This window comes from Plantactinospora sp. CA-294935 (genome assembly GCF_050936445.1).
Lineage (GTDB): Bacteria > Actinomycetota > Actinomycetes > Mycobacteriales > Micromonosporaceae > Plantactinospora.
In genome coordinates this window covers 3514018-3538227 of the sequence record NZ_JBNJMU010000001.1, presented here as the reverse complement: position 1 = coordinate 3538227, position 24210 = coordinate 3514018, and the positions used below count along the sequence as shown (strand labels likewise).

Genomic DNA, 24210 nt, shown 5'->3' with positions numbered 1-24210 from the left:
CGAAAAACCCCTGGCGTTAGCCATGGGGAGGACAGGGCGGTCGGGCGTGGTGGTGGTTTTCGACACGGCGTCGACTCCTCTGCGGGGCAAAACCTGTCGGATGCGGCTGGGATGCTTGCCGGCGTGGACGAGACAGTGCGGTACACCTACCGGTTGCGTCCCGGCGCGACCGCGCGGGCCACGCTGCTGGCCGAGTGGGGGCGGTGCCGCTGGCTGTGGAACGAGGCCGTCCACCAGCACAGGACCGGGCGTAGGCCGACCTTCGGCAAGTTGTCGAAGTTGCTGACCGGGGCGCGGGCCCGCTCGTCGTGGTTGCGGGAAGGGTCCCAGGTCGCCCAGCAGCAGACGCTGCGTACCTACGCCCTCGCCCTCCAGCACTCCTTCAGAGTGAAGGGACGGGGCGGGCCGAGACCGAAACGGCGCAAAGACACGTTGCCCAGCCTGGAATACACCACCCGCGGCTTCTCGATCCGCGAGCTGCGGCTGCCCGGCGGCGTCATCATTCCCGTCGTCTGGTCCCGCGAACTGCCGTCTGACCCGACCAGCGTCCGCGTCTACCAGGACACGCTCGGGCACTGGTACGCCTCCTTCGTCGTCCACCGCGACACCACGCCCGCGCCCGACGCCGACGGCGCAATCGGTGTCGACTGGGGCGTCACGACGACCGCGACGACTACCGACCCCGCCTACGACCTGCCGTACCTCGGCCACCGGAAACGGTGCGCCGCCGAGCTGGCCAGACTCCAGCGCCGGATGGCCCGCCGCCGCAGGGCGAAGGGTGTCAAGCCGTCGAATGGGTACCTTCGGGCCAGGCGGCAGGCGGCGAGGGTCGCAAGGAGGGCGGCCCGGCAGAACGCCCACGACGCCCGGGTCTGGGCAAAGAAGGTCGTCGACAACCACGCGACCATCGCCGTCGAGGACTTCAAGCCGACATTCCTGGCCAGGTCCCGGATGGCCCGCAAGGCCGCCGACGCGGCGATCGGCGCCGCGAAGCGGGAACTGATCAACCGTGGCACGCGGGCGGGCCGGAAGGTGATGCTGGTACCGCCCGCCTACACCACGATGACCTGCTCGCAGTGCGGTACGAGAGCCAAGCACCGCCTCGGGCTGGGGGTCAGAGTCTTCCGGTGCGACACCTGCGGACACACCGCCTGCCGCGACCGGAACGCCGCGAGGGTAATCCTCACCATGGCAGAACGCGACCGTGCTGGTGCCGACGACGTAAGACATGCGATCACCTCCTTCCGAGACGGTGCTCGGGTGCGGTCCGAGCCAGAAATCCCCCGGCTCCCAGCCATGGGGAGGCGTTATCACACCACCTCCAGGGCGGGGATCGGGAAGACGAGTCGCCCGCCCCAGTGCCGCACGTAGGCGAGCTGCGCGGAGATCTCGGTGCGCAGGTTCCAGGGGAGCACGAGCACGTAGTCGGGGCGGTCCTCGGCGATCCGCTCCGGCGGGTGGATCGGGATGTGCGTGCCGGGCAGGAACTTTCCCTGCTTGTGCGGGCTGCGGTCCACGGTGTATTCCAGCAGGTCGGAGCGGATGCCGCAGTGGTTGAGCAGCGTGTTGCCCTTGCCCGGTGCCCCGTAGCCGACCACCCGCAGGCCCTGGGCCCGGGCGGTGAGCAGGAAGTCGAGCAGTTCCCGCTTGATGTCGAAGACCGCGTCGGCGAAGCCGAGGTGCCCGGCGACGGTGTGCAGCCCGGCCTCGGTCTCGGCGTCCAGCACCGACTTGACGTTGCCGGACGGCTCCCCCGCCGCCGCGGCCGGCCGGGCGTACACCCGCAGCGAACCGCCGTGCGACGACAGTTCGTCGACGTCGGTCACGATCAGGCCGGCGGTGGCCAGCGCGCGCATCGCGGTACGCAGCGTCAGGTACTGATAGTGCTCGTGGTAGATGGTGTCGTACTGCCGGCGCTCGATCAGCCGCAGCAGGTGCGGCACCTCGCAGGTGACCAGCCCGGTCGGCTTGACCAGCGCGGCCAGCCCGGCGGTGAACCCGATCAGGTCGGGCACGTGCGCGTAGACGTTGTTGGCGGCCACCAGGTCGGCCCGGCCGTAGCGCTCCGCCAGCTCGGCACCGGTCTCCGCACCCAGGAACCGCACCTCGGTCCGGATGCCACGGCGCCGGGCCACCTCGGCGACGTTGCCGGCCGGCTCCACCCCGAGCACCGGTACGCCGCTGGCGACGAAGTGCTGGAGCAGATATCCGTCGTTGCTCGCCACCTCGGTCACCAGGCTGTCGGGCCCGAGACCGAGCGCCTCGGTCATCGTGTCCGCGTACCGCCTGGCGTGCGCCACCCAGGAGTCGGAATACGACGAGAAATAGGCATAGTCGGAAAAGATTTCCTCTCCGGACACGTACGCCGGAAGTTGCACGAGCAGACAGTTCGAGCAGATTCGGACGTGCAGTGGATAGAAGGTCTCGGCCGAATCGAGTCGGTCGGCGCTCAGATAGCTCTCGCAGAGCGGCGACATGCCCAGGTCGACAAACGTTTCGGTCAATACCGCCGCACACAGCCGGCATTTGGCATCGGTCATGCCCCACCCACCCCGATATGATCGGAATACCGGCGCGGCGCCCGCCCGCCTGCGCGCCACGCTAACCAGCACTCCGGCGCGGCGGGAGCGGTTGAGTAAAAAGTCCGACAATAGCCCGGCCGGCCAGGGGGGCACCCATAAACTCGCCTTCTCACCCGGTCGACGACGGGAGCTTTGCCGTGCGTGTTCTCGTGACCGGCCACCATGGTTACCTCGGCGGCGTACTCACCCCGATGCTGGGGGCCGCCGGGCACGACGTGACGGGCCTGGACACCGATTACTACTCCGACTGCCTGCTCGGCCCGGCACCGGCGGCCGTGCCCTCCCTCGCGATGGACCTGCGGGACGTCCGGCCGGAGCACCTCGCCGGGTTCGACGCGGTCTGCCACCTCGCCGCGCTCTGCAACGACCCGATCGGCAACCTCAACGCGGAGCTGACCTACGAGATCAACCATCGGGCGACGGTGCGGCTGGCCGAGGCCGCCAAGGCGGCCGGGGTGACCCGGTTCCTCTTCTCCTCCTCGTGCAGCCTCTACGGCGCGGGCACCGACGACCGCCCGCTGGACGAGACCGCCGGCTTCGCGCCGGTCACCCCGTACGGCGAGTCGAAGATCCGGGCCGAGCAGGACCTCGCCGCGCTCGCCGACGACGACTTCTCCCCGGTGTTCCTGCGCAACTCCACCGCGTACGGCTTCTCGCCCCGGCTCCGCGGCGACCTGGTGGTCAACGACCTCACCGCGCACGCCCTGCTCACCGGTGAGGTGCGGCTGCTCTCCGACGGCTCCGCCTGGCGGCCCCTGGTGCATGCCGAGGACATCTGCGCGGCCTTCCTGGCCCTGCTGGAGGCGGACCGGGCCACGGTGCACGGCCGGGCGTACAACATCGGGGTCACCGCCGAGAACTACCTGATCCGGGACGTCGCCGAACTCGTCGCCGAGGTGGTGCCGGGGTCCCGGGTGACCTTCGCCGGGGGCGCGTCGGCGGACACCCGCAACTACCGGGTGAGCTGTGACCTGGTCGCCGCCGAGGTGCCGGGCTTCCGGCCCCGCTGGACGGTACGCAAGGGGATCGAGGAGCTGGTCGAGGCGTACCAGCGGTACGGGCTGACCATCGAGGTGTTCCGGGGCGAGCGGCACCAGCGGCTGCGCCGGATCCGGGCGCTCACCGAGGCGGGCCGGCTCGACGCCGAGCTGCGCTGGAGGGCTCGGTGACCGGTGCCGAGGGCTCCGGCGGCCGGCAGCCGGTGCACCGGTGCACGGCCTGCGGGCGGCACGACCTGGTGCCCTTCGCCGACCTGGGCGAGATCCCGGTCTACTGCGGCGTGCACTGGGCCAGCCGGGCCGAGGCGCTGGCCAGCCCGCTCGGGCGGATGTGGCTGGCGTACTGCCCGGAGTGCGGGTACGTGCGCAACCTCGCCTTCGACCCGGCCGTTCTGGTCTACGACACCACCATGGACACCAACCTGCACCACTCGCCCGCGTTCGGGGTCTTCTCGGCGGAACTGGTCAAGCACCTCGCCGGGCGGTTCCCGCTGCGCGGCGGCACGGTGCTGGACGTCGGCTGCGGCCAGGGCGAGTTCCTCCGCGAGCTGTGTCACGTCGCCGGTTGCCGGGGCATCGGCTACGACGCGATGTATGCCGGGACACCCGGCCCGGACCCGTCCGGCGCGACCTTCCACCGGGGGCACGCGCCGCTGGACGCCGACACCCCCGAGTTCGACCTGGTCACCTCCCGGCACTGGTTCGAGCACCTGGACGACCCGTACGCCTTCCTGGTCCGGCTCCGCGAGCTGGCCGGCGACCGGCCGGTGTACGGCTATCTGGAGGTGCCGGACGCCGGTTACGACCTGGCCACCGCCGGCTGGGAGGTGATCTACCCGCACGTCTCCTACTTCGACGGGTACTCGCTGTGCCGGATCGTCGAGCGGGCCGGCTGGCGGGTGGTCGCCACCGGGCGGCTCTTCTCGGGCATGTTCCGGTACGTCGAGATCTCGGTCAACGCGGCACCGCCGGTGACCGGCACCGAGCTGCCCGGGGCCGAACTGCCCGGGGCCGAGTCGCCGGGCCGGGCCGACCGGGACCGCCAGCTCGGCTCGATCGCCGGCTTCGCCGACCGGCACGCAGCCGAGCGGAAGCGCTGGCGCGGCACCATCGACCGGTTGCTGGCCGCCGGCGACCGGCCGGTGCTCTGGGGGGCCGGTTCGCGCGGGGTGCAGTTCCTGCACCTGGCCGACCCGGACCGCCGGCTCGCCGCGGTGGTGGACGTCAACCCCCGCAAGTGGGGCCGCTACCTGCCGGTGACCGGGCACGAGGTGCGGGATCCGGCCACCCTCGCCGGCTCCGGCACCCGATCGGTGATCATCACCAATCCGGCCTACCGGGACGAGATCGACGCCGCGCTGCGCCAGCTCGGCGTGCAGGCCGAGCTGCTGGTCGCCTGAGCGGAGGAGATGATGGAGCCAGCGCCGCGGGTGAGTCTGGGCGTGCCCCTCTACAACGCCGAGCGCTACCTCGAAGGCTGCCTCGACGCCCTGCTCGCCCAGGACTACCCCGACTTCGAGATCATCATCAGCGACAACGCCTCCACCGACCGGACCTGGGAGATCTGCCAGCGGTACGCGGCGAAGGACCCGCGGGTCCGGCTCTACCGCAACCCGCGCAACTTCGGCGGGCACGTCAACTACGCCCGGGTGGTGCAGTTGGCCCGGGGCGAGCTGTTCAAGTGGGTGGCGTACGACGACGTCTGCCTGCCGGCGTACCTGCGCACCTGCGTGGCGGCGCTGGACGCGGCCGGGCCGCACGCCGTACTCGCCTATCCGCGTACGGTGCTGATCGACGAGGCGGGCGAGGTGATCGGTCCGTACGCCGACCGGCTGGACCTGCGCGACCGGCGGCCGTGGCGCCGGGTGGCCGGGGTGGCGAAGAACATCAACCTCTGCCACGCGCACTTCGGGGTGTTCCGGATGTCGGCGCTGCGCCGGACCGGGATGATCCGCCCGTTCCTCTCCTCCGACTACACGCTGATCGCCGAGGTGGCCCGGCTCGGCGAGATCCACGAGGTCGCCGAGCCGCTCTTCCTGCGCCGGATGCACGGCGCCTCCACCCGGCAGGCCAGGGATGCCACCCCGGCCTCGGCACTGGCCTGGTTCGCCCAGAGCGGCAAGCGGGTCCGGGCGCCCCGGCTGCGGATGCTCGCCGAGACGCTGCGGACCCTCTCCACCGGCTCCGAGCCGCTCGGCACCCGGCTCAGTTCGGCGGTGGCGTTCCTGGCCACCTGGTGGGCCCGCCGGGTCCGGGTCCGGCTCGGCCGGCTGCGCCGCCGGTTGGTCCGTCGGCGTACCAGCGCGGCGAAGGGCAGCGCCTAGGGTGGCCGCGCTCCAGCCCGCCCGGACGGCTCCGGAACAGCCAGCCAGCACCCCGGCAGATGACCCGGAATCGCCCCCGTCGGGCAGCGCCGGTCGGGTGCGCTCGGCGATCGGCTGGTCGTACGTGCTCACCGCCGGCCGGATCGGTTCGTCGATCCTGGTCACCTTCCTGCTCGCCCGGCTGCTCGGGCCGAGCGAGTTCGGCCTGGTGGCGATGGCCACCGTCTTCATCACGGTCGCGCAGACGCTGATCCAGCAGGGGCTGGTCTCCGCGATCGTGCAGCGGGACAGGCTCACCCCCGAGCACCTGGACGGCGCGTTCGTGGTGCTGGTGCTGGCCGGGGTGGTGATCGGCGGGCTGACCGCGGCCGCCAGTCCACTCTGGGCGATGGTCAACCGGGCTCCGGAGCTGACCGCGATCTGCGTCGCGCTCTCCCCGCTGGTGCTGTTGCAGGGGCTCTCCATCGTGCCCGAGGCGGTGCTGCGCCGGGAGCTGCGGTTCCGCGCGGTCGCCATCCGTACCCTGCTCGCCTCGCTGCTCAGCGGCGTCGTCGGGGTGGTGCTGGCGCTGGCCGGGGCGGGCATCTGGGCCCTGGTGGCGCAGCAGTTGGTGAACGCGGCGGTCGGTCTGGTGGTGCTCTGGTGGGTCTGCCCGTGGCGGCCCAGCCGCCGGCCCCGGCTGGCCGGCATCAGGGACCTGCTGGTCTTCTCCGCCCACTCGGCCAACGCCGGGCTGGGCCTGATGCTCAGCTCCAAGGCGGACGTCCTCTTCACCGGCCTCTTCTTCGGGCCGGTGGCGACCGGGATCTACCGGCTGGCGGCCCGGCTGCCGGACATGCTGGTGGACGTGACGGTCCGCTCCCTCCAGCAGGTGGCCCTGCCGTCGCTGTCCCGGTTGCAGCGGGACCGGGCCGCACTGGCCGCACACCTGGGCCAGCTCCAGCACCTCGGCGCGCTGGCCGGACTGCCGGTGCTCGGCGTACTGGCGGCGGCGGCCCATCCGCTGGTCACGCTGCTGGGTCCGCAGTGGGCCGGCACCGAGGTGCCGCTCCGGCTGCTCTGCCTCTTCGGCGCCGTCAACGTGTACGGTGTGCTGCTCGGTCCGGCGCTCCAGGCGATCGGCCAGCCGGGCAAGCTCGCCGCGATCCTCTGGACCCGGGGCGTACTCGGGGTGGCGACGCTGGCCGGCCTCGGCACCCTCTTCACCGGGTACGGCGACGTGGCCGAGGCGACCGCGGTGGCGCTGGCCGGGGTCGGGATGCAGGTCGTGGTGACCGCCCTCGCGGTCTGGGTCACCGTGCGCCGGGCCGCGAGGGCGTCGATCGCGGCCTTCCTCGCCCCGACGGTGCCGGCGATCCTGGCCGCGGTGGCCGCCGCACTGGTGCCGCTGGCGGTGGCCCGGACCGGCCTGGACGCCGGACCGGTGGTCGAGCTGCTGGTGCTGGGCGGGACGGCCGGGCTGGCCGCCGGGGTGCTGCTCTGGGCCACCGACGCCCGGCTGCGCCGGCTGGTGCTGGCCCGGCTCCCCCGCCGCCGTACCGCCGGGAGCGGCGCCACCGGCAGATGAGCAGCAGACCCTCGGCACCGTTGGATGGTCTCGGCCTGCTCCCGCCGCTCGAAGGTCCCGGCCCCCTACCCGTGTCGTCGGCTACACACGTACCTCAGAGCACGCGACGCACCGCGCCGTGGGTGTTCACCAGCACACGCCGGTCGTTGAGCGCCAGCGCGTACGCCAGATTCCCGGGCTCGAACGGGTGGAACGACGATTCCCGGTAGCTGAAGACGAGGTCGTTGATCCACGGATCGTTGCCGCACGCGGCGTGCTGGTTGCCCGCGAACCGGGCCGTCACCTCGCCGGTGAACGCCACCACGCCGGCGTCGAAGGCGGCTTGCTGGATCACATTGTTCAACCGCACGCCGAGTCGCACGATCATCCGCCGTTCGTCGTCGTCGAGCGGCGCGTTGATGGCGAGCGGGCAGGGCAGACCTGGCGCAACAAGCTGCGGATAGCCGGCCACGAAGATGTCGGCGCCCGGCGCCCGCAGCCGGAGGTCCCGGTAGAGCAGGCGCAGCGGGTTGTAGAGAGCGTCGACCGTTGCGTTGAGCGCCGGCTCCCGGTGGGTGCACTGCACCGGAAGCAGGATGCAGTTGGTCAACTCCGGTGCGAACCCGGCGTCGTTGCCGCCGATCGTCATGGTGATCAGCGTGGGGCCGGGGGCGTGCCACGGAATGAGGCCCTTCTGGTACAGGTCCACGTCAACGGTCGTGGCACCGGAGCAGGCGAGCAGTTCGGGCTGCGGGTCCCACGGTGACCTGGCCAGGTAGGCCCAGGTGTTGGGCGAGACTCCGCATTGCGGGTCGGCCTTCGAGTCCTGGTTGCCGATCCCGGCCGAGTAGGAGTCGCCCAGCGCGAAGAACCTGGTGTACTGCGGCACGCCGGTGGTGCGTATCTCGATGGGCACGGAGGCCGGCCCCTCCAACAACCCGTTGACCGGCACGACACGCCAGCGGTACCAGTTTCCGGGGTACAACAGCCCGGGGTTGAACGACGTCGCGGAAACCGCCCAGGGCAGCCGGGTCCAGCTGGCAGGGTTGCGCGCGAGGTCGATCACCTCGATGAAGTAACCGGTGGCCTCCGCGGTAGATGACCACCACAACTGAGAATCGTTGTCGGTGGGGCCGGGCGAGCCATTCAGCGTTACGTGCCCCGGCGCGACACCGCCGAACACGGCGCGCGAATGGTTGCCCGGCTGGCCGGTCATCAGCCCCTTGGTCGGCACGAGACGGTAGTCGACCTGCGCACCGGCCAGGCCCTCCGTGGTCCATGTGGTGTCCGCGACGGGGTACGGCAGCCGGGTGAAGGTCGACTCGTTCGACGGCTTGACGATCCGCTGCTCGATCAGGTAGCCGGTGGCACCCGGCGTCGCCGACCAGTTGAGCCGGGCCGCCCGGTTCAGTGACGTGGTGCTCACCGCCGGACCGGGCGACGGCCACGCCACATTCGTCGGTCCGGTGAAGCTGCGGCCGATGCCGACGCGGTTCAGCGCGTTGGCGAACGCCGCCGCGATCCGCGCCTCACCGGTTGAGTTCGGGTGCGTGCCGTCCCAGGTGTGTACCGCCGGATCCCAGCCGGCCGGGTCGGTGGTGGTCACCACCCTGGAGGCGGAGGTCGACATCGACGCCGCAAGGGCGTCATACCGGGCGTTGAGGTCAGCCGTGTCGGCCTGGTTGAGGTACACCTTCTCGAAGATGTCGTAGCGGGACAGGGTGTGCCCGATGACGATGGTGACCGAGGGGTTGGCCGCGCGCGCGTTGCTGACGAAGGTGCGCATGTCGTCGGCGACCCTGGCCGGGCTGTGCGCGAACCAGATCAGGTCGTTGATGCCCAGCAGGACCAGGACGACCTGCGCTCCGGTGCTCGACACAGCGGCCTGGATGGTGTCCTTCTCCGACGTCACCGGCCGTCCCCACTGCGCGTGATGGTGCCGGTCGAACGGATACGCGTAGGTCTGGTCGCCGTGCTGGTTGGTGATGTTGTTGTAGAGGTCCGTGCGGTCACCGACGAGGTCGAACGAGACCCCGGCGTTCAGCAGATGCTGGTACAGGTGGTAGCGCCAGGTGATGTCGCCCGACGATCCCTGGGTGATCGAGTCGCCGACCACCATGATGGGTAGCGGAGCGGCGGCGAGCGCCACTCCGCCGGTGGGCAACACCATCGCGAGCACCAATGCCGCGATGAGCCCGGTGCGACGCCAGACCCCGCCGTTCATTCCCGACCCCTCCAACCATCGACGAGTGAGAGCATCCAAACACATCGGTGTGGAGGTAACGTGGAAGATCAACAGCGGCCGGACGTAGGTACCTGAGCATGGTCAGTTGATCAACGGAGTGAGGCCCTGGTCGGCTGACGACGCGGCGACGATCGCGGCCGGCGGGGTGAAGACGATCGCCTTGCCGTTGGCCAGCACCAACTGGTTGACCGAGTACTGCACCGCGTCGGTACCGGTCGGGTTCTCGATGCCGATCGTCGCCGAGTTGCCCAACTCGCGTCCGGCGTTCAGCGCGGTGTAGTTGAAGGCGATCTGGCCCCACTCGGAGAGCACCGCCTGGAAGGTGATCCGTGCGGCGGGTGCGCCGGAGAGTCCCACGTCCTTCCACTCGACCACGAACTGCCGGTCCGGTGCGGCGCCCAGCACGGCGGTCCGGACCCGCGACTCCGGGTGCATCACCAGGTCGTCCCAGAACGGATAGAGCGCCGCGTTCGGTGTGCCGGCGTACGGCAGCGCCCGGTTCGCCGGCCAGGAGCCGCGCGGGTCCACGAAGGACAGTACGCCGTTCACGTCCACCCACGCCCTGGAGTGGGCCTGCCCGTAGTACGGGAACGGGAACGGGAGCACCACCGATGCGGTGTCGTTGTCCCCGGTCAGCGGCAGCTCGGTCGGACCGGCCGGCAGGTACGCCCGGCCGGAGTGTGTGGTGCACGCGTAGCCGAAGCCGTCCGCGCAGCTACCCGGCGCGCCGTCGTAGTTGGCGGTGTAGGTCGCGGTGGTGGCGGCCGGCGCGGTGATCACATGGGTCGCGGCACCCCCGTCCGACCAGTTCTGGAAGGTGTACGTACCCGGACCGAGCCGCTGCGGCCCGGGCCCGCTGAGGGTGTTGGTCGAACCGACGATCACCTGCACGGCGTTCGGGGTGGTGAGACTCCGGCCGTTGAGGTTGACCCGCAGCCCGGAGGGCTTGGTCGCGAGCTTGAGCTGCACGGTCTTCGGGTCCAGCCGGAGCGTGGTGCTGCCGGTCAGCCCGCCGCTGTCCCTGGCGGTCAGCGTCAGCTCCAGATAGGACGGGTACTCGTGGTCCGGGGCCAGGAACGTCCCGGAGGCGACCCCGGCCACCTCGCGCACCGGATGGCTGTGGCAGTTCTCCGGTGTGCTGCAGTGCATGTTGACCAGTGTCCAGCGCAGCGCCGAGGCCGGCAGCGCACCCTGCTGCGGGTCGGTGGCCCCACCGCTGAACGTGACCGTCTGGCCGGTCGCCCAGCGCAGCGCGGCGGTCGGCTGTTCGATCACCGGCACCGGCGCACTCGTGCCGACCCTGATCTGCACCGTCGCGGTGTCGCTGAGCCCGGCGAAGTCGACCACCCGCAACCGCGCGGTATAGGTGCCGACCGACGGGTACCGGTGGGTCACGTTCAGCCCGGTCGCGTCCACGGTGCCGTCGTCGGTGAAGTCCCACTGGTATTCGAGGATGTCGCCCGGGTCCGCATCGGTCGAGCCGACGGCGTCGAAGGAGACGGCCAGCGGCGCCTCTCCGCTGGTCGGGGTCGCCTCGGCGACGGCGTCCGGCGGCTGGTTGCCGGAACTGTAGTGGAACCGGCGTACGGTGCCGCCGAGCAGGTCGACGTAGTACAGGTCGTTCTCCGGCCCGATCCGCAGGTCCGCGACGCCGGGGGCGATCGCGAACGGCACGATCCGGGCCGGGTCGGGCAGCCCGTTGGTGCCGGTCCGCATCGCCCAGATGCAGCCCCGGGAGTAGTCGGCGAAGAACAGCGCCCCGGCGTACGCCGCCGGATAGCTGCCGCCGGCACCCGGATAGAACGCCACCCCGGCCGGGGACGACCCGCCGGTCGGGCAGCCGTCGCCGGCCGCCACCTGCTGGCTGTGCTGGTAGGTGTAGTACGGCGAGGTGACCGTGCCGGCGGGCTGCGGGTAGAGGGTCTCGCAGAGCGACAGGTTGGCCGCGTTGTAGCCGCCCTGCGGCGCGTTCCCCTCGTAACACGGCCAGCCGTAGTTGCGGACCGGTCCGACCGCCGGGTCGACCACCCGGTTGATCTCCTCCCAGGTACGCCAGCCGACGTCACCGATCCAGACCTCGTTGCTGCCCGGCCGGAACGTCCACCGGTACGGGTTGCGCAGCCCGTACGCGAGGATCCGCCGGTTGTTCGGGTCGGTGCTGGCCGCCAGCGGGTTGTCCGGCAGCGCGGCCCCGTCCGACGGTGAGATCCGGATCAGCGTGCCGGAGAGCCCGGTCGGGTCGGCCTGGGTACGGATGTCCTGGGACCGCAGCCCGCCGCCCTCGGCGCTCGGTGGCGTCATCGCGCTCCCGGCCGGCGCGGGCGGGTCCGCGCACGGGTTCGACGGGTTTCCCGCCTGCCCGTAGTCGGTGAAGGTCGCCGACGCCCCGTCGCCACCGGCGACGTAGAGCGCCCCGTCCGGGCCGAACGCGAGGTCACCGATCGAGTGGCTCTCGATCTGGTGGCACCAGTCGTGCAGCAGCACCTGCTCGCTGCCGGTCATCACGTCACCGCCGGCCCGCAGCCGGGAGACCCGGGCGCTGGCCTTGCAGGTCCCGACCGTCCGGCAGTCGTCGTGGTAGGTCGGCGCGGACCCGCCGACCACGCCGTCGTAGGTGTAGCTGAGGTAGACGTACGGGTCGGTCGGGAAGTTCGGCGGCAGGGCCAGGCCGATCAGGCCGAGGTCCTCGTAGTCGTACACCTTCGGGCGCAGGTCGGCGAAGACCGTCGCGGTGTTGTCCGCCAGGCTGTCGAAGACCTTGACGATGCCGCTCTTCTCCGCGACGAAGACCCGGCCGTCCGGGGCGAAGACCAGCTTGGTGGGGCGGGTCAGCCCGGTGAAGACCACCTGCTGGGTGAAGCCGGGCGGGATCGCCGCCGCGGGTTCGGGTTCCAGCGGGGACAGCCCGACCACGACCGGTACGCCCAGCACGAGTGCCAGGTTCAGTGCCCAGGTTCGCCGTACCGCTCGGGACATGGCGGCCTCCCTCCACGGCGCCGCCGAACCGTCGGCGACTGCCGCGCTCCAGGATCACCGTCCGTAGCGAAGCGGGCTGTCGCGAGGTTGACCAGGGCGGTTAACCGACCGGGCGCTCCTTAACGACCGATCATCTTCCCTGGTCAACCGTTCGCACAGCCGGCACCCGGACCTGTCGGCCAAGAATCGGCGGACGGCAGCGCTCACCTTGAGTGAGCACCAAGGGTTACGAACCGTCCGGGCGGAACACGATCGAGGTGCCGTTGGCCAGGGCCGGCTGGTGGCCCACTCCTCTCCCTGGGGCGAGCGGCAGTTCCGGACCCGGCTGTGAACGGCGGCTCACCTTTGTCGGCACAGAGTAGTTTTCGGCGCAACACCTGCCACCCGGCCGCGTCAAATCGCGAATCCGGACGAAGATCACGTAAACCGCGCTCTCCCGACGGTTCTCCCCGACGCCGCTGAATTGGTGTTGATCAGGGCAGTGACGTGCCGTTGCGCCCCGGTACGCGGATGAGCGGGTGAAGGAACAATCGTACGATCGGTCGCGACCTTGTAAGTAACTCGACACAACCACCAATCCACGGTCCTTGCCCGGGCCGGGTTGGTAGAGCAATGTCTTGGTAGGCACCGGGCCGGTAAGGGATAGCCCGGTGCGAGAGCGTGCTCATTCGGGTCGCGGCGTAATTGCGTACGCCGCGACCTTCCATCGAAAACGTCGTCCGAGCTGCGCGGATGGGAGTTAGAGATGGCCGATCAACGCCCCCACGTGGTCATCGTGGTGGTAAATCTGCCAGCCGAGCGGGACCGCCGGGTGATCCGGGAGTGCCAGGCCCTGGAGGCGGCCGGCTACCGGGCGTCGGTGATCTGCCCACGGGGGCCACGACGACTCACGGTGCTGCCCGGCACCGCCGCCACCGGGATCTATTCGTTCCCCCAGCCGCTGGCGGGCAAGGGAGTGCTCTCCTTCGCGGCCGAGTTCGCCTGGGCACTGATCGCCGTCACCACCCGGCTGCTCGGGCTGATGCTGCGGACCCGGGTGGACGCCGTCCAGGCATGCAACCCGCCGGACGTCTTCTGGGTGGTCGGACTGCTGATGCGGGCCCTGGGCCGACCCTTCGTCTTCGACCACCACGACCTGAGCCCGGAACTCTACGAGTGCAAGGCGGGGCGACCCCGACCGAGTGTGCTGTGGATGCTCCGGCTCTTCGAGCGGCTCTCCTGGCGTACCGCGACCGCCGTGGTCGCCACCAACGAGTCGTTCCGGGAGTTGGCGCTGCGCCGGGGCGGCTGCCCACCCGAGAAGGTGGTGGTGGTGCGCAACGGCCCGGCCCTGGCGGAGGTGCGGCACGGCGACGGCCGGGACGCGGACGGTCCCCGGCAGAAGGTGGTCTACGTCGGCGTGATCAACCCGCAGGACAACGTCGAAGCCACCGTACTGGCCGCCGAGCGGCTGGCCGGGCTGCGCGGCACCGACGACTGGGAACTGGTGGTCGCCGGGGACGGCGAGAGCATGCCGGAGCTGCGCCGGCTGGCCGCGGAACGGGGCGTGGACGACATCGTCCGGTTCACCGGCTGGCTGGAGGCCGAGGAGGTCGACGCACTGCTCTGCTCCGCCTCGATCGCCATCCAGCCGGACCGGCCGAGCCGGATGTCCGAGATGTACACGATGGCCAAGACGGTGGAGTACGTCGCCCGCGGCGTACCGGTGGTCGCGGTCGACCTGCTGGAGACCCGGCGTACCGCCGAGGCGGCGGCGAGCTATGTGGAGACCGGCAGCCCGGACGAGTTCGCCAAGGCCATCGATCAACTCCTCGGTGACGAGCAGGCCCGGGCGGCGATGAGTGCGACCGGGAGACAGCGGTTCGTCGATGAACTCGCCTGGGACCACCAGGTGAAGTCGTACATCCGACTCTGGGATCGATTGCTCCGCCCGTCGCTCAGCGACTACAACGAAGTTCCACACGGTAACGGGGCCGATGCCGCGCGTCTGCCGACCTGACCATCCGCACAGCACTTCCGCGCCTTTCGAAAGGGCCGCCCGATGGACCTTCTCGACCTGCTGAAGCTCATGTTTCGGCGGTGGTACGTCTCGGCTCCGATCGTCGTCGTGACGCTCGGCGCGGCTCTCGGATTCGGACTGGCGATCCAGCCCGAATACAAGACCGAGGTCGCGATCCTGCTCGTCCCGCCGACCACCTCGGCGGCGGCCCCGGAGCCGAACGCGACACCCCGGCCGGGCAACCCGTGGCTGCGGATCGGCGAGAACGCGATGGCCCAGGCCGTGCAGATCTCCACCTCCGCGCACGACGCCCGGAGCCGGATCGCGGCGGCCGGCGGCGACCCCGACTACGAGGTCGGGCTGGTGACCCGCAGCTCGATCCTGACCGTGGCGGTGACGGCGACGAGCCAGGAGAGCGCCCGGAAGACCGTCGAGGCGGTGACCCGACTGATCCACGACGAGGTCGCCGGGCAGCAGGCGCCGTACCGGCCCAACCCGGGGGAACAGATCACCACCGAGGTGCTGGACCCCGGGCTGAACATCGTGCAGTCCCGCTCCAACGTGCTGCGGGCACAGGTCGTGATCACGGCGATCGGCATCCTGCTGGCCGCGGTCGGCGCCGTGGTCTACGACGCGGTGGCCCGCCGGCGGGCGAGCGCCCGGCTCGGCCAGCGCCGGGACGCGCGTACCCCGATGACCTGGAACGCCGGCCCGGCGGTGAATGCCGGCCAGGCGGTGGTCGGCGCGCCGCGGCCGGGGGCGGTCTCGCCGGCCCCGGTGGCCCGGGCCGCGCCGGTCTCCCCGGGTCCCGGCCGCGAGGCGACCCAACCCGTCTCCCGGCGCGGCGCATACGCCCCGGACGGCGTAGTCGCCCCGCGGCCCGTCGACGACCGCTACCCCGGCTCCCCGGCCGACGACCGGCACGCCGGACCGCCCGCCGACGAGCGCTACCCGGGGCCGCCGGTCAACGAGCGGGCCGGCGCGCACCTGCCGCACGACCGGGGGGCCGGGCAGGGCGGCAACGGACGGGCTGCCGCGTCCACCGGCGAGGAGACGATCCTGCTCACCACCACCGCCCGGAACGTCGTGGACGATCCCGGCCGATGATCCCCGGGAAGCCCACGAGCGCCGGCTGACGGCGCACGGACGAGACGAGCGACGTGCCGACCTATCTATCCGCGCGGCGGTCCGACACGGTGTACGACGGCATTACCCCCGCCGTACGCCACTTCCCGGATGCCACCGCCGCGGTCATCGCGTCGATCATGCTTGCCTACCTGCTCCCCTTCCGGCTGGTCTTCCCGCCACTGAGCGACCTGGGCAAGCCGGGGCTGATGGTCGGGTTCGGCCTGCTGGTCTGGTGGGCGTTGAGCCGGCTGCACCCCACCCTGGTCACCCGGGGCCAGCAGCCGATGCGCTGGGCGATGGCGATCTACCTGGTCACCCTCTTCCTGTCGTACGTCGCCGGGCAGGGCCGCGGGATGCCGGTACTGGAGGCGAACGGCGCCGAGCGGACCCTGCTGATGGCGCTCGCCGGGGCCGGCATCCTGCTCGCCGCCGCCGACGGCGTGCTGACCCGGGAACGCATCGACAAGGTGCTGTGCTGGTTCTGCTGGGGCGCCAGCTTCATGGCCTTCGTCGCGCTGGTCCAGTTCGTGACCCGGATCGACCTGACCACGTACATGAAGCTGCCGCCGCTGCTGACGTTCCACAAGGAGGTGGTCGGGTTCCGGGACCGGGGCGGCGACGGGCTGGTCCGGGTCGCCGGCACCGCCGGGCACTACATCGAGTTCAGCGTGCTGATGGTGATCGGCCTGGTGGTGGCGATCCACTTCGCCCGGTTCTCGTCGACCCGGCGGGACCGGCAGATCTACGGCGCGCTGGCGATGTTCCAGGCCGCGGTCATCCCGATCTCGCTGTCCCGCACCGGGGTACTCGCGCTGGGCGCCGCGATCCTGCTCTTCGTCCTGGTCTGGCCGCTGCGGACCACCTTCAACGTGCTGGTGGTGGGCTGTTTCCTGACGGCGCTGATCCAGGTAGCCCGGCCCGGCCTGCTGGCCGCGATCAAGTCGTTGCTGCTGGCCGGGGAGAACGATCCCAGCGTGCAGGCCCGGATCGAGGACTACGACTACGTGACCCCGTTCATCCGGGAGCGTCCCTGGCTGGGGCGCGGGGTCGGCACCTTCCTGCCGGAGCTCTACCAACTGCTGGACAACCAGTGGCTGACCACCCTGGTCCAGGGCGGCATCATCGGGGTGGCCGGGCTCGCCGTCCTCTTCCTCTCCGGAGTGGTGGTCGCCGGCCGGGTACGCCGATTCGCCCGTACGGACCGGGACCGGGACCTGGCAGCGGTGCTGGCGGTGGCGATCGGGGTGGCCGGCGTCTCCGGGTTCACCTTCGACTCGATGTACTTCACGACGTTCTTCATCACGGTGCACGTGCTGCTCGGCCTGACCGGGGCGCTGTGGCGGCTGACCAGGGCGGAACGCACCAACCGGATCGAGTCGGGCCGGCCGGTCCGGCAACCCGACGAAGCCGAGCCGGTGCCGGCGGCGGCGCAGGCATGACGGAGCGGGGCGCGGGCAGCGGCCACCTCCGTCGACCCGAGCGGAGGTGGGCGGTCCGATGACCGGCGACGGTGGCATCGACATCCTCATGATCACGTATGACCGGCCGGAGTACGTCCGGCTGTCGCTGCCGCACCTGCTCGACACCTGCCCGGCGGACGCCCGGGTGTGGCTCTGGCACAACGGCACCGATCAGCCGACGCTGGAGGCGGTCGAGGAACTCCGGCACCACCCGCGGGTGCACCGGTTCCGGCAGAGCCCGGTCAACGCCGGGCTGACCGAGCCCACCAACTGGCTGTGGAGCGAGGCGACCGGCTCGTACCTGAGCAAGGTGGACGACGACTGCCTGCCCGACCCGGACTGGCTGACCATCCTGCGCAGGGCGCACCAGGACGTGCCGGGGTTCGGGGTGATCGGCACCTGGCGGTTTCCCGCCGAGGACGTCGACCAGGCGCTGGTGGCGGCGAAGCTGGCGGACTACCCGAACGGGCACCAACTGTTCCGCAACCACTGGGTGCAGGGCAGCGGCTATCTGATGAAACGCGAGACGCTGGCCCAGGTCGGCCCGCTGGGCGGCGACGAGACGTTCACCGCCTGGTGCCTGCGGGCCGCCCGGCTCGGCTGGCTGAACGGCTGGTACCACCCGTTCCTGCCCGAGGACCACATGGACGACCCGCGCAGCCCGCACACCATCTATCGCACCGACGCCGACTTCATGGCCCGCCGACCGCTGTCGGCCCGGCGTACCGGGGTGACGACGGTGGCGGAGTGGACGCAGCAGATGCGGCACTCCGCCCGGGTGGTCCAGGCCGCCCCGCTCGACCTGCGGGAATACCAGGGCTGGCGGCTGCGGCGCCGCAACGCCACCCGGCGGATCCGGCTCGCACTGACCGGGCGGGCGCCATGGTGACGAGCGTGGTCGTGGCCGCACACGACGAGGCGGCGGTGCTCGGCCGGACCCTGCGGACCCTGCTCGCCGACGCGGAGCCGGGCGAGTTCGAGGTGGTCGTGGTGGCCAACGGTTGCACCGACACCACCGCGGCGGTGGCCCGGTCGGTGCCCGGGGTCGTCGTGCGGGAGCTTCCCGAGCCGGGCAAGCCGGCCGCACTGAACGCGGGCGACGAGGCGGTGCGCGGCTTTCCCCGGATCTACCTCGACGCCGACATCACACTGGACACCGCCGGGGCCCGCGCGCTGGCCGCCGCGGTCGCCGCGCCGGGGACGCTGGCCGCCGCGCCGCGCCGCCGGCTGGACACCACCGGTCGGCCCCTGCTGGTACGCGCCTACTACGCGATCAACGGGCGGCATCCGGCGTACCGGAACGCGCTCTTCGGCCGGGGCGCGATCGCGCTGTCGGCGGCCGGCCGGGCCCGGTTCGGCCGGTTTCCCGACGTGGTCGCCGACGACCTCTTCCTGGACGGGCAGTTCACCGAGGCGGAGAAGCGGGAGGTGGCCGAGGTGGCGACCGTGGTGGCCACGCCCCGGCGCACCGCCGACCTGCTGCGCCGGCTCGGCCGGGTCCGGGCCGGCAACGCCAGCCTGCGCGCCGCCGACGACGGGGTACGCCGGGCCCGCCGCACCTCCTGGCTGGTCGACGTGGTGCTGCCCCGGCCGTGGCTGCTGCCGGCCGGGGTCTGCTACGTCGGGCTGACCCTGCTGGCCGCCGGGGCGGCGCGGCGACCGGCGGTCCGTGACCGGTGGGGACGCGACGAATCCAGCCGGGCCCCGGGACCGGCCGAGGCCGACGGCGTGACCGGAGCGGCGCCGTGACGCCGGTGGTGAGCGTGGTCGTGGTCTCCTACCAGACCCGCGAGCTGATCCTGACCGCGCTGGCCACGCTGCGCACCGCCTGCCCGGCCGAGCCGTACGAGGTGATCGTGGTCGACAACGCCTCGACCGACGGGTCGGCGGCGGCGGTCGCGGCGGACTTCCCGGAGGCCCGGGTGGTGCGGCTGGCCCGCAACGTCGGCTTCGGCCGGGCGGTCAACGTCGGCGCGGCCCGGGCCCGGGGCGACTGGCTGCTGCTGCTGAACCCGGACACCGAACCGGTCGGCAACGTCATCGGCGAACTGCTCGCCTTCACCCGGGCACGGCCCGGGCACGGCATCTACGTCGGGCGGACCCTCGCGCCGGACGGCAGCGACGACGGGCGCTCGGTCTTCGGGCCGCCCTCGCTCTGGACGCTCACCTGCTTCGCCACCGGACTGTCCAAGCTCTTCCCCCGGTCCCGGCTGTTCAACCGGGAGGCGCTGCCCTGGCTGGACCGGTCCGCGCCGGTCCGGGTGCCGGCCGCCTCCGGCTGCCTGCTGCTGGTCCGGCGGGCTCTCTTCGAGCAGCTCGACGGCTTCACCCCGGACTACTTCATGTACAGCGAGGATCTCGACCTCTGCCTCCGGGCGACCGCCCTCGGGGCCCGCCCGGTGCTGGTGCCGGCGGCCCGGGTACTGCACGTCGGCGGGGCCGCCTCGACCAGCGCGGGCAAGCGGGTGATGCTGCTGCGCGGTCAGGTCACCTTCCAGCGGCTGCGCTGGACACCCGGCCGGGCGGCGCTGGGCCGGACACTGCTGCGGATCGGCATCGCCGCCCGGGCGACCGCAGCCCGGCTGACCGGCCGGGCCGGCTACTGGCGGGAGGTCTGGCGGCAGCGCCGCACCTGGCTGGCCGGTTGGCCACCGGCGGCCGGACTGCCCCCGGTGGAGGTCACCGAGCCGGTGCCGCCCGGCCCGCGCGGCAGCACCGACACCGACGGCTGAGCCCTCGGTTCAGTCCCGCACCTCGCCCGGCACCGGCAGGTCGGCGAAGGCCGCCACCGTGCGGTCGGCGTACGCGCTGGCGTCGCCGGTCTCCATCGGCCCGTCCCACTCCGACGGCAGCGGTACCGACACCGCCGGGTTGACCCGCCGGACCACCTCGTCGAGTACGGTCTCGGCGTCGCCGACCCAGAGGTGCTTGGCCCCCGGCACGCCGACCACCTCGGCCTGCGGCACCGCCGCGAAGCGCCGCCGGGCCTCGTCCGGCCGCAGGTAGTCGTCGAACTCGGGGACCAGCGCGGTCAGCGGCTTGCCGGATTCGGCCCAGGTGGCCAGGTCGGCCTCGGTGCTGCTGCGCAGTGGCGGGGAGAGCAGGATCGCCCCGGCGATTCCCGGGTCGCAGCCGTGCCGCAGGGTCAGGTCGGTGCCGAACGACCAGCCCAGCAACCAGATGTTCGGCAGCTCGGCGAACTCGGCGTACTCGATCGCGGCCGCGACGTCGTACCGCTCGGCGTCGCCGCCGTCGAAGGTCCCCTCGCTGGTGCCGCGCACGCTGCTGGTGCCCCGGGTGTTGAAGCGGAGCACCGCGAGGTCGGCCAGCGCGGGCAGCCGCCAGGCGGCCTTGCGGAACACGTGGCTGTCCATCATCCCGCCGTGGGTGGGCAGCGGGTGCAGGCAGACCAGGGTGGCGACCGGGTCCCGGTCGGCGGGGAGCGCCAGCTCGCCGACCAGCCGCAGGCCGTCGGCGGTGTGCAGCTCGATCTCCTCCCGGCGGGCGGGCAGCATGCTGGCGGCGCGGATCGCTGTACTCACAGGGATCAGTCTTACCCGGTCCGGCCGGGCAGGGCAGCGAACCCGGGTCGGCGTGACGAAGATCCCTCGGATCGGCCCGGTAAGCCGTTCCGGACGGACGGGTTGTGCACGGCGGGTCAGCCGTGGCGGGGGGCGCTGCGCGAGCGTTCCACCCCCGGGCCGCGCCGGTCCCGGGCCCGCCAGCAGCCGGCGTGCCAGTGCCGGCGGTCGGTCAGGTCGCCCTGACCGTCGACCGGCCAGGCGACCAGGTGGGCCACCCCGGGGCGGATCTCCTGGACGCAGCCGGGGCAGCGGTACGTCTTGGTCGCGGCGCTGCCCGGGATGTTGCGTACCTGCCACTCGCCGTCCCGCCAGGTCTGCACCGAGCCGACCCCGCGCTCCAGCCGGGTACGGTCCAGCGGCGGGGCGTCGTCGGGACGTGGACGGTTGCGACGCGGACTCACGTTCCCCAGCCTACGGCGCGGGCGGGAGCGCGCCCCGGGACGCCACACCCGCCCGGTCGGCTGTGGCCGTCGGGGCACGACATCGCGACAAACTACTCACAGTGATGATTTAGTGACCAATCGACAGCGTGATCGGTCCCGATAACGAGGGGCGCGGATCCGGGCCAGCAGATGGCGGCCTCGGTTACCCCGCGTTGCCCGGCCGCCCGGTACGAGGCCACGGAAGCCGGCGGACAGCGACGGCCGATCACACGGATCACAGACAGCGGACACCTGCTCCGCGCTGCCGCCGGAAGGCCCGAGGACCGTCGCGGCAGACCATCGGAACGGCCCTGAGCTGCGAATACTTCCATGCCGGCCGGGCTGTCGGATCACGGTCAGCACCGCCACCGAGCGCACGAACGGGGTTAACGTCCGCAAATAGGACCGGTCGGATAGCTGATCGATCCGGTGCAGGAGGAGTTATGTGGAGCGAACGGATCGTCACCGCCGCCGGGATAGTCCTGCTGGCCGTCACGGTCACGGCATCACCCGCCCGGGCCGCCGGCCCGGGCGAATCGATCCCCGGCGACTTCAACGTCGACGGGCTCCAGGACATCGTGGTACTCGGCTCGGTCGAGCCGAACCTCTGCTCGGTCATCGTGCGCTACGGCAGCAGTCCGGGCGTCTACCTGCCGCCGGTGGCCACCGTCTACGCCCGGCCCGGGGACAGTCGCGGCACCTCCTGCCCGGACATCGGGGTGGGCTTCGACGCCGACGGCGACGCCGGTGACGAACTCTGGCTCGGCTGGAGCACCGGTGCGCCGCCCTCGCTCACCTACAACCGGTTGGTGATCGACGACAACCTCCGGACCATCCTCACCTTCAGCTCGCCGATCACTCCGAGCTATCTCGGTACCGCCGACTTCATCGGCAACGGTCGGCAGACGGCGTACTCGGTGGGGGCCGGCGGCTTCGCCACCTATGTGATCGTGAACGGCGTCGGTCAGCTCGGCCCGGAACGATGGTGTTCGGCGGGCGCCCCGGCCTTCCAGCTCCGAGACCTGGACGGGGACCGGGCGACGGACGCGGTGCTCGCGTACACCGACGGGTGCGCCGACGGGGCCAACGGGGTGGTCGTGGTGCTCGACGACGGCACGACCCGGCACCTGAAACTCGATCCGGCCGGCTCGACCACCTGGCGGACGCGGGTCCTGGACGCCAACGGCGACCGGTTCCCGGACGTACGCACCGAGAACCTGGCCACCGGAGAAATCAGCCACTTCATCGGGCGCGGCGACGGCAGCTTCGTCGAGGGGCCGGACGCCAACACCGACACCGTCTTCCTGACCAGCGTCAAGCCGCTGGCGATCGACGTACTCGACAACGACTACGTGGCCGCCGACACCGACGTGGTGGTGACGGTGCCGCCCCGGTACGGCACCGTGCAGGTGCTCTCGGACCGGCGCATCCTCTACCGGCCGGATCCGGACCACGGGCGGACCGACCGGTTCAGCTACCAACTGCGGCGGGAGGAGAAGCGGAGCAGCGCGGCGGTGAACATCCGGTTCCCGAGCTGATCCGGCCGGACGCCGCCCGGAGGGGTCGGAAAGGGGGACGAGAAGCGCGCGTACGCCAGCCGCGCCGTGTGCGGTCCAGAGGGATTGGTGCAACGACTGGAGCTAGTTCACTGACCCGAGCAGAGCAACCCGGAGATCGTCATGTGGACCAGAACGCCAGCACTCTTCCTCGCCGTCGCCGTCGCCGTCGCCGTCGCCGTCGCCGGTACGACCGTCGCCATGCCGCCCACCGTCGCGGTGGCCGCCCAGCCCGGGGCCGAGCTGGCCGGCGACTACAACGCCGACGGCCTGCCGGACCGGGCGACCCTCGGTATCGTCGCCCCCGACCTCTGCTCCACCATCGTCGAGTACGGCACCGCCGCCGGGGTCTACCAGCCGCCGGTCGCCTACACCTACCTGCGGCCCAACGGCGGCACCCCGAACTGCCCGGACATCGGCGTCGCCACCAACCTCGACGACGACCCGGCGGACGAGCTCTGGATCGCTTGGAGCCAGGGTGCACCGCCGGCCCTGGACTTCAACCGGATCGTGTTGCAGACGCCCGGCTTCACGCCCGCCGCCCGGCACACCTCGCCCATCACCCGCCCCAGTTACATCGGGAGCGCGACCTTCGGCGACGACGGCCGGTTCAGCCCGTACGACGTCGGCCCGGGCGGCGTGCAGAGCTTCGTCGTCTCCGGCAGCACGGTACGGCCCGGGGTGGTCGGGTTCTGCACGGTGGACGTGCCGGTCGTGCAGCCCACCGACTTCAACCGGAACGGGGTCGCGAGCAGCATCGTCACGTACACCGACGGCTGTCAGGACGGCGGCAGCGGCGTGATCCGGATCGGCGATCGTGGCGAGAGCCAGCAGCTCCAACTCGATCCGGTCGGGCGGACGACCTGGACGGCCCGGGTGGTGGACGCCGACGGCGACCGCTGGCTGGACGTCCGCACCGCCGAGAACGGCACCGACGAGGTCGACTACTTCGTCAACCAGGGCACCGAAGCCCCCGGCACCCTGGTCCCCTCACCGGACGCGAACACCGACCGAGTCGACCTCACCGAAACCCGACCCCTCGCCATCGACGTCCTCGGCAACGACCACGCCAGCCGGTACGCCGACATCACCGTCACCACCCCACCCCGGTACGGCACCACCCAGATCCAATCCGACCGCCGCATCGTCTACCGCCCCCGGGCCGACCACGGCCGCACCGACCACTTCAGCTACCAACTCAGCGAAGAGGGCAAGCGGAGCACCGCCACCGTGACCATCCGGTTCCCGAGCTGATCACGACATACCCCCTGAGCTGCGGTTCCGTCATGCCAGTCCGGTGTCGGATCGTGGTCAGCACCGGCCAATGCCGGCAAACTCGGTCTAGCGTCCCAAATGCGGGTTGGTCCGCCATAGCACTACATAGGGGGAG

At 71.6% G+C, this 24210-nt stretch carries 18 protein-coding genes; 13 read left to right on the top strand and 5 right to left on the bottom strand.

The window, feature by feature from the left end; translation table 11 throughout:
- Positions 1 to 123 precede the first annotated feature (123 nt).
- Positions 124 to 1371, top strand: coding sequence for an RNA-guided endonuclease InsQ/TnpB family protein (locus ACQEVC_RS15845; protein ID WP_432877832.1), 1248 nt, complete (start codon positions 124 to 126; stop codon positions 1369 to 1371).
- On the opposite strand, the gene ACQEVC_RS15840 is transcribed toward ACQEVC_RS15845, so the two are convergent.
- The gene (locus ACQEVC_RS15840) at positions 1311 to 2540 is read right to left on the bottom strand and encodes a methyltransferase domain-containing protein (protein ID WP_432877829.1); all 1230 of its coding nucleotides are present in this window, start codon (positions 2538 to 2540) and stop codon (positions 1311 to 1313) included. The two genes, ACQEVC_RS15845 and ACQEVC_RS15840, sit on opposite strands and share 61 nt — an antisense overlap.
- Before the next feature lie 179 nt (positions 2541 to 2719).
- Here ACQEVC_RS15840 and ACQEVC_RS15835 point away from each other — a divergent pair, with 179 nt between their 5' ends.
- The 4 genes from ACQEVC_RS15835 to ACQEVC_RS15820 all read left to right on the top strand — a co-directional run bounded on the left by ACQEVC_RS15835 (position 2720) and on the right by ACQEVC_RS15820 (position 7471).
- Positions 2720 to 3751, top strand: a complete 1032-nt coding sequence (locus ACQEVC_RS15835) for an NAD-dependent epimerase/dehydratase family protein (RefSeq protein ID WP_432877826.1) — start codon at positions 2720 to 2722, stop codon at positions 3749 to 3751.
- Positions 3748 to 4980: a methyltransferase domain-containing protein gene (locus ACQEVC_RS15830; RefSeq protein WP_432877824.1), complete on the top strand. Its 1233-nt coding sequence runs from the start codon at positions 3748 to 3750 to the stop codon at positions 4978 to 4980. Before ACQEVC_RS15835 ends, ACQEVC_RS15830 begins: the two co-directional genes overlap by 4 nt.
- 30 nt (positions 4981 to 5010) lie before the next feature.
- Entirely contained in the window at positions 5011 to 5904 is an 894-nt protein-coding gene (locus ACQEVC_RS15825; RefSeq protein ID WP_432877821.1) for a glycosyltransferase family 2 protein, read from the top strand.
- Positions 5905 to 6001: 97 nt separating this feature from the next.
- Entirely contained in the window at positions 6002 to 7471 is a 1470-nt protein-coding gene (locus tag ACQEVC_RS15820) for a lipopolysaccharide biosynthesis protein (RefSeq protein WP_432877818.1), read from the top strand.
- A 94-nt stretch (positions 7472 to 7565) separates the two neighbouring features.
- On the opposite strand, the gene ACQEVC_RS15815 is transcribed toward ACQEVC_RS15820, so the two are convergent.
- The gene (locus ACQEVC_RS15815) at positions 7566 to 9674 is read right to left on the bottom strand and encodes a GDSL-type esterase/lipase family protein (protein WP_432877816.1); all 2109 of its coding nucleotides are present in this window, start codon (positions 9672 to 9674) and stop codon (positions 7566 to 7568) included.
- A 102-nt stretch (positions 9675 to 9776) separates the two neighbouring features.
- Positions 9777 to 12671: a PQQ-dependent sugar dehydrogenase gene (locus tag ACQEVC_RS15810; protein WP_432877813.1), complete on the bottom strand. Its 2895-nt coding sequence runs from the start codon at positions 12669 to 12671 to the stop codon at positions 9777 to 9779.
- Between the two features lie 745 nt (positions 12672 to 13416).
- On the opposite strand from ACQEVC_RS15810, the gene ACQEVC_RS15805 reads away from it, so the two are divergent.
- The 6 genes from ACQEVC_RS15805 to ACQEVC_RS15780 are packed head-to-tail and all read left to right on the top strand — an operon-like array spanning position 13417 to position 19990.
- Positions 13417 to 14670, top strand: coding sequence for a glycosyltransferase family 4 protein (locus ACQEVC_RS15805; protein WP_432877810.1), 1254 nt, complete (start codon positions 13417 to 13419; stop codon positions 14668 to 14670).
- 42 nt (positions 14671 to 14712) lie between these two features.
- A complete protein-coding gene (locus tag ACQEVC_RS15800) occupies positions 14713 to 15777 on the top strand; it encodes a hypothetical protein (protein ID WP_432877807.1) in 1065 nt (354 codons plus the stop codon).
- 53 nt (positions 15778 to 15830) lie between these two features.
- Positions 15831 to 17237 (top strand): O-antigen ligase family protein, encoded by a 1407-nt coding sequence (locus ACQEVC_RS15795; protein ID WP_432877805.1) that lies wholly within the window; start codon positions 15831 to 15833, stop codon positions 17235 to 17237.
- A 58-nt stretch (positions 17238 to 17295) separates the two neighbouring features.
- Positions 17296 to 18147 (top strand): glycosyltransferase family 2 protein, encoded by an 852-nt coding sequence (locus ACQEVC_RS15790; RefSeq protein ID WP_432877803.1) that lies wholly within the window; start codon positions 17296 to 17298, stop codon positions 18145 to 18147.
- Positions 18141 to 19007, top strand: a complete 867-nt coding sequence (locus tag ACQEVC_RS15785; protein WP_432877800.1) for a glycosyltransferase — start codon at positions 18141 to 18143, stop codon at positions 19005 to 19007. Before ACQEVC_RS15790 ends, ACQEVC_RS15785 begins: the two co-directional genes overlap by 7 nt.
- Positions 19004 to 19990: a glycosyltransferase family 2 protein gene (locus ACQEVC_RS15780; RefSeq protein ID WP_432877798.1), complete on the top strand. Its 987-nt coding sequence runs from the start codon at positions 19004 to 19006 to the stop codon at positions 19988 to 19990. The genes ACQEVC_RS15785 and ACQEVC_RS15780 overlap by 4 nt, the downstream gene beginning before the upstream one ends.
- A 9-nt stretch (positions 19991 to 19999) precedes the next feature.
- Here ACQEVC_RS15780 and ACQEVC_RS15775 read toward each other — a convergent pair whose 3' ends face one another.
- Positions 20000 to 20800 (bottom strand): alpha/beta hydrolase, encoded by an 801-nt coding sequence (locus ACQEVC_RS15775; protein ID WP_432877795.1) that lies wholly within the window; start codon positions 20798 to 20800, stop codon positions 20000 to 20002.
- 116 nt (positions 20801 to 20916) lie between these two features.
- Positions 20917 to 21198, bottom strand: coding sequence for a hypothetical protein (locus tag ACQEVC_RS15770; RefSeq protein WP_412102702.1), 282 nt, complete (start codon positions 21196 to 21198; stop codon positions 20917 to 20919).
- Between the two features lie 509 nt (positions 21199 to 21707).
- On the opposite strand from ACQEVC_RS15770, the gene ACQEVC_RS15765 reads away from it, so the two are divergent.
- Both ACQEVC_RS15765 and ACQEVC_RS15760 read left to right on the top strand, forming a co-directional pair.
- The gene (locus ACQEVC_RS15765; protein ID WP_432877792.1) at positions 21708 to 22802 is read left to right on the top strand and encodes an Ig-like domain-containing protein; all 1095 of its coding nucleotides are present in this window, start codon (positions 21708 to 21710) and stop codon (positions 22800 to 22802) included.
- Between the two features lie 141 nt (positions 22803 to 22943).
- Entirely contained in the window at positions 22944 to 24074 is a 1131-nt protein-coding gene (locus tag ACQEVC_RS15760; RefSeq protein WP_432877790.1) for an Ig-like domain-containing protein, read from the top strand.
- Positions 24075 to 24210: the final 136 nt, after the last annotated feature.

Excerpts from the sequence above, each read along its gene's own strand:
- ACQEVC_RS15840 (WP_432877829.1), bottom strand. The coding sequence starts at position 2,540 with ATGACCGATGCCAAATGCCGGCTGTGTGCGGCGGTATTGACCGAAACG.
- ACQEVC_RS15815 (WP_432877816.1), bottom strand. The coding sequence starts at position 9,674 with ATGAACGGCGGGGTCTGGCGTCGCACCGGGCTCATCGCGGCATTGGTG.
- ACQEVC_RS15810 (WP_432877813.1), bottom strand. The coding sequence starts at position 12,671 with ATGTCCCGAGCGGTACGGCGAACCTGGGCACTGAACCTGGCACTCGTG.
- ACQEVC_RS15805 (WP_432877810.1), top strand. The coding sequence starts at position 13,417 with ATGGCCGATCAACGCCCCCACGTGGTCATCGTGGTGGTAAATCTGCCA.
- ACQEVC_RS15800 (WP_432877807.1), top strand. The coding sequence starts at position 14,713 with ATGGACCTTCTCGACCTGCTGAAGCTCATGTTTCGGCGGTGGTACGTC.
- ACQEVC_RS15790 (WP_432877803.1), top strand. The coding sequence starts at position 17,296 with ATGACCGGCGACGGTGGCATCGACATCCTCATGATCACGTATGACCGG.
- ACQEVC_RS15785 (WP_432877800.1), top strand. The coding sequence starts at position 18,141 with ATGGTGACGAGCGTGGTCGTGGCCGCACACGACGAGGCGGCGGTGCTC.
- ACQEVC_RS15765 (WP_432877792.1), top strand. The coding sequence starts at position 21,708 with ATGTGGAGCGAACGGATCGTCACCGCCGCCGGGATAGTCCTGCTGGCC.
- ACQEVC_RS15760 (WP_432877790.1), top strand. The coding sequence starts at position 22,944 with ATGTGGACCAGAACGCCAGCACTCTTCCTCGCCGTCGCCGTCGCCGTC.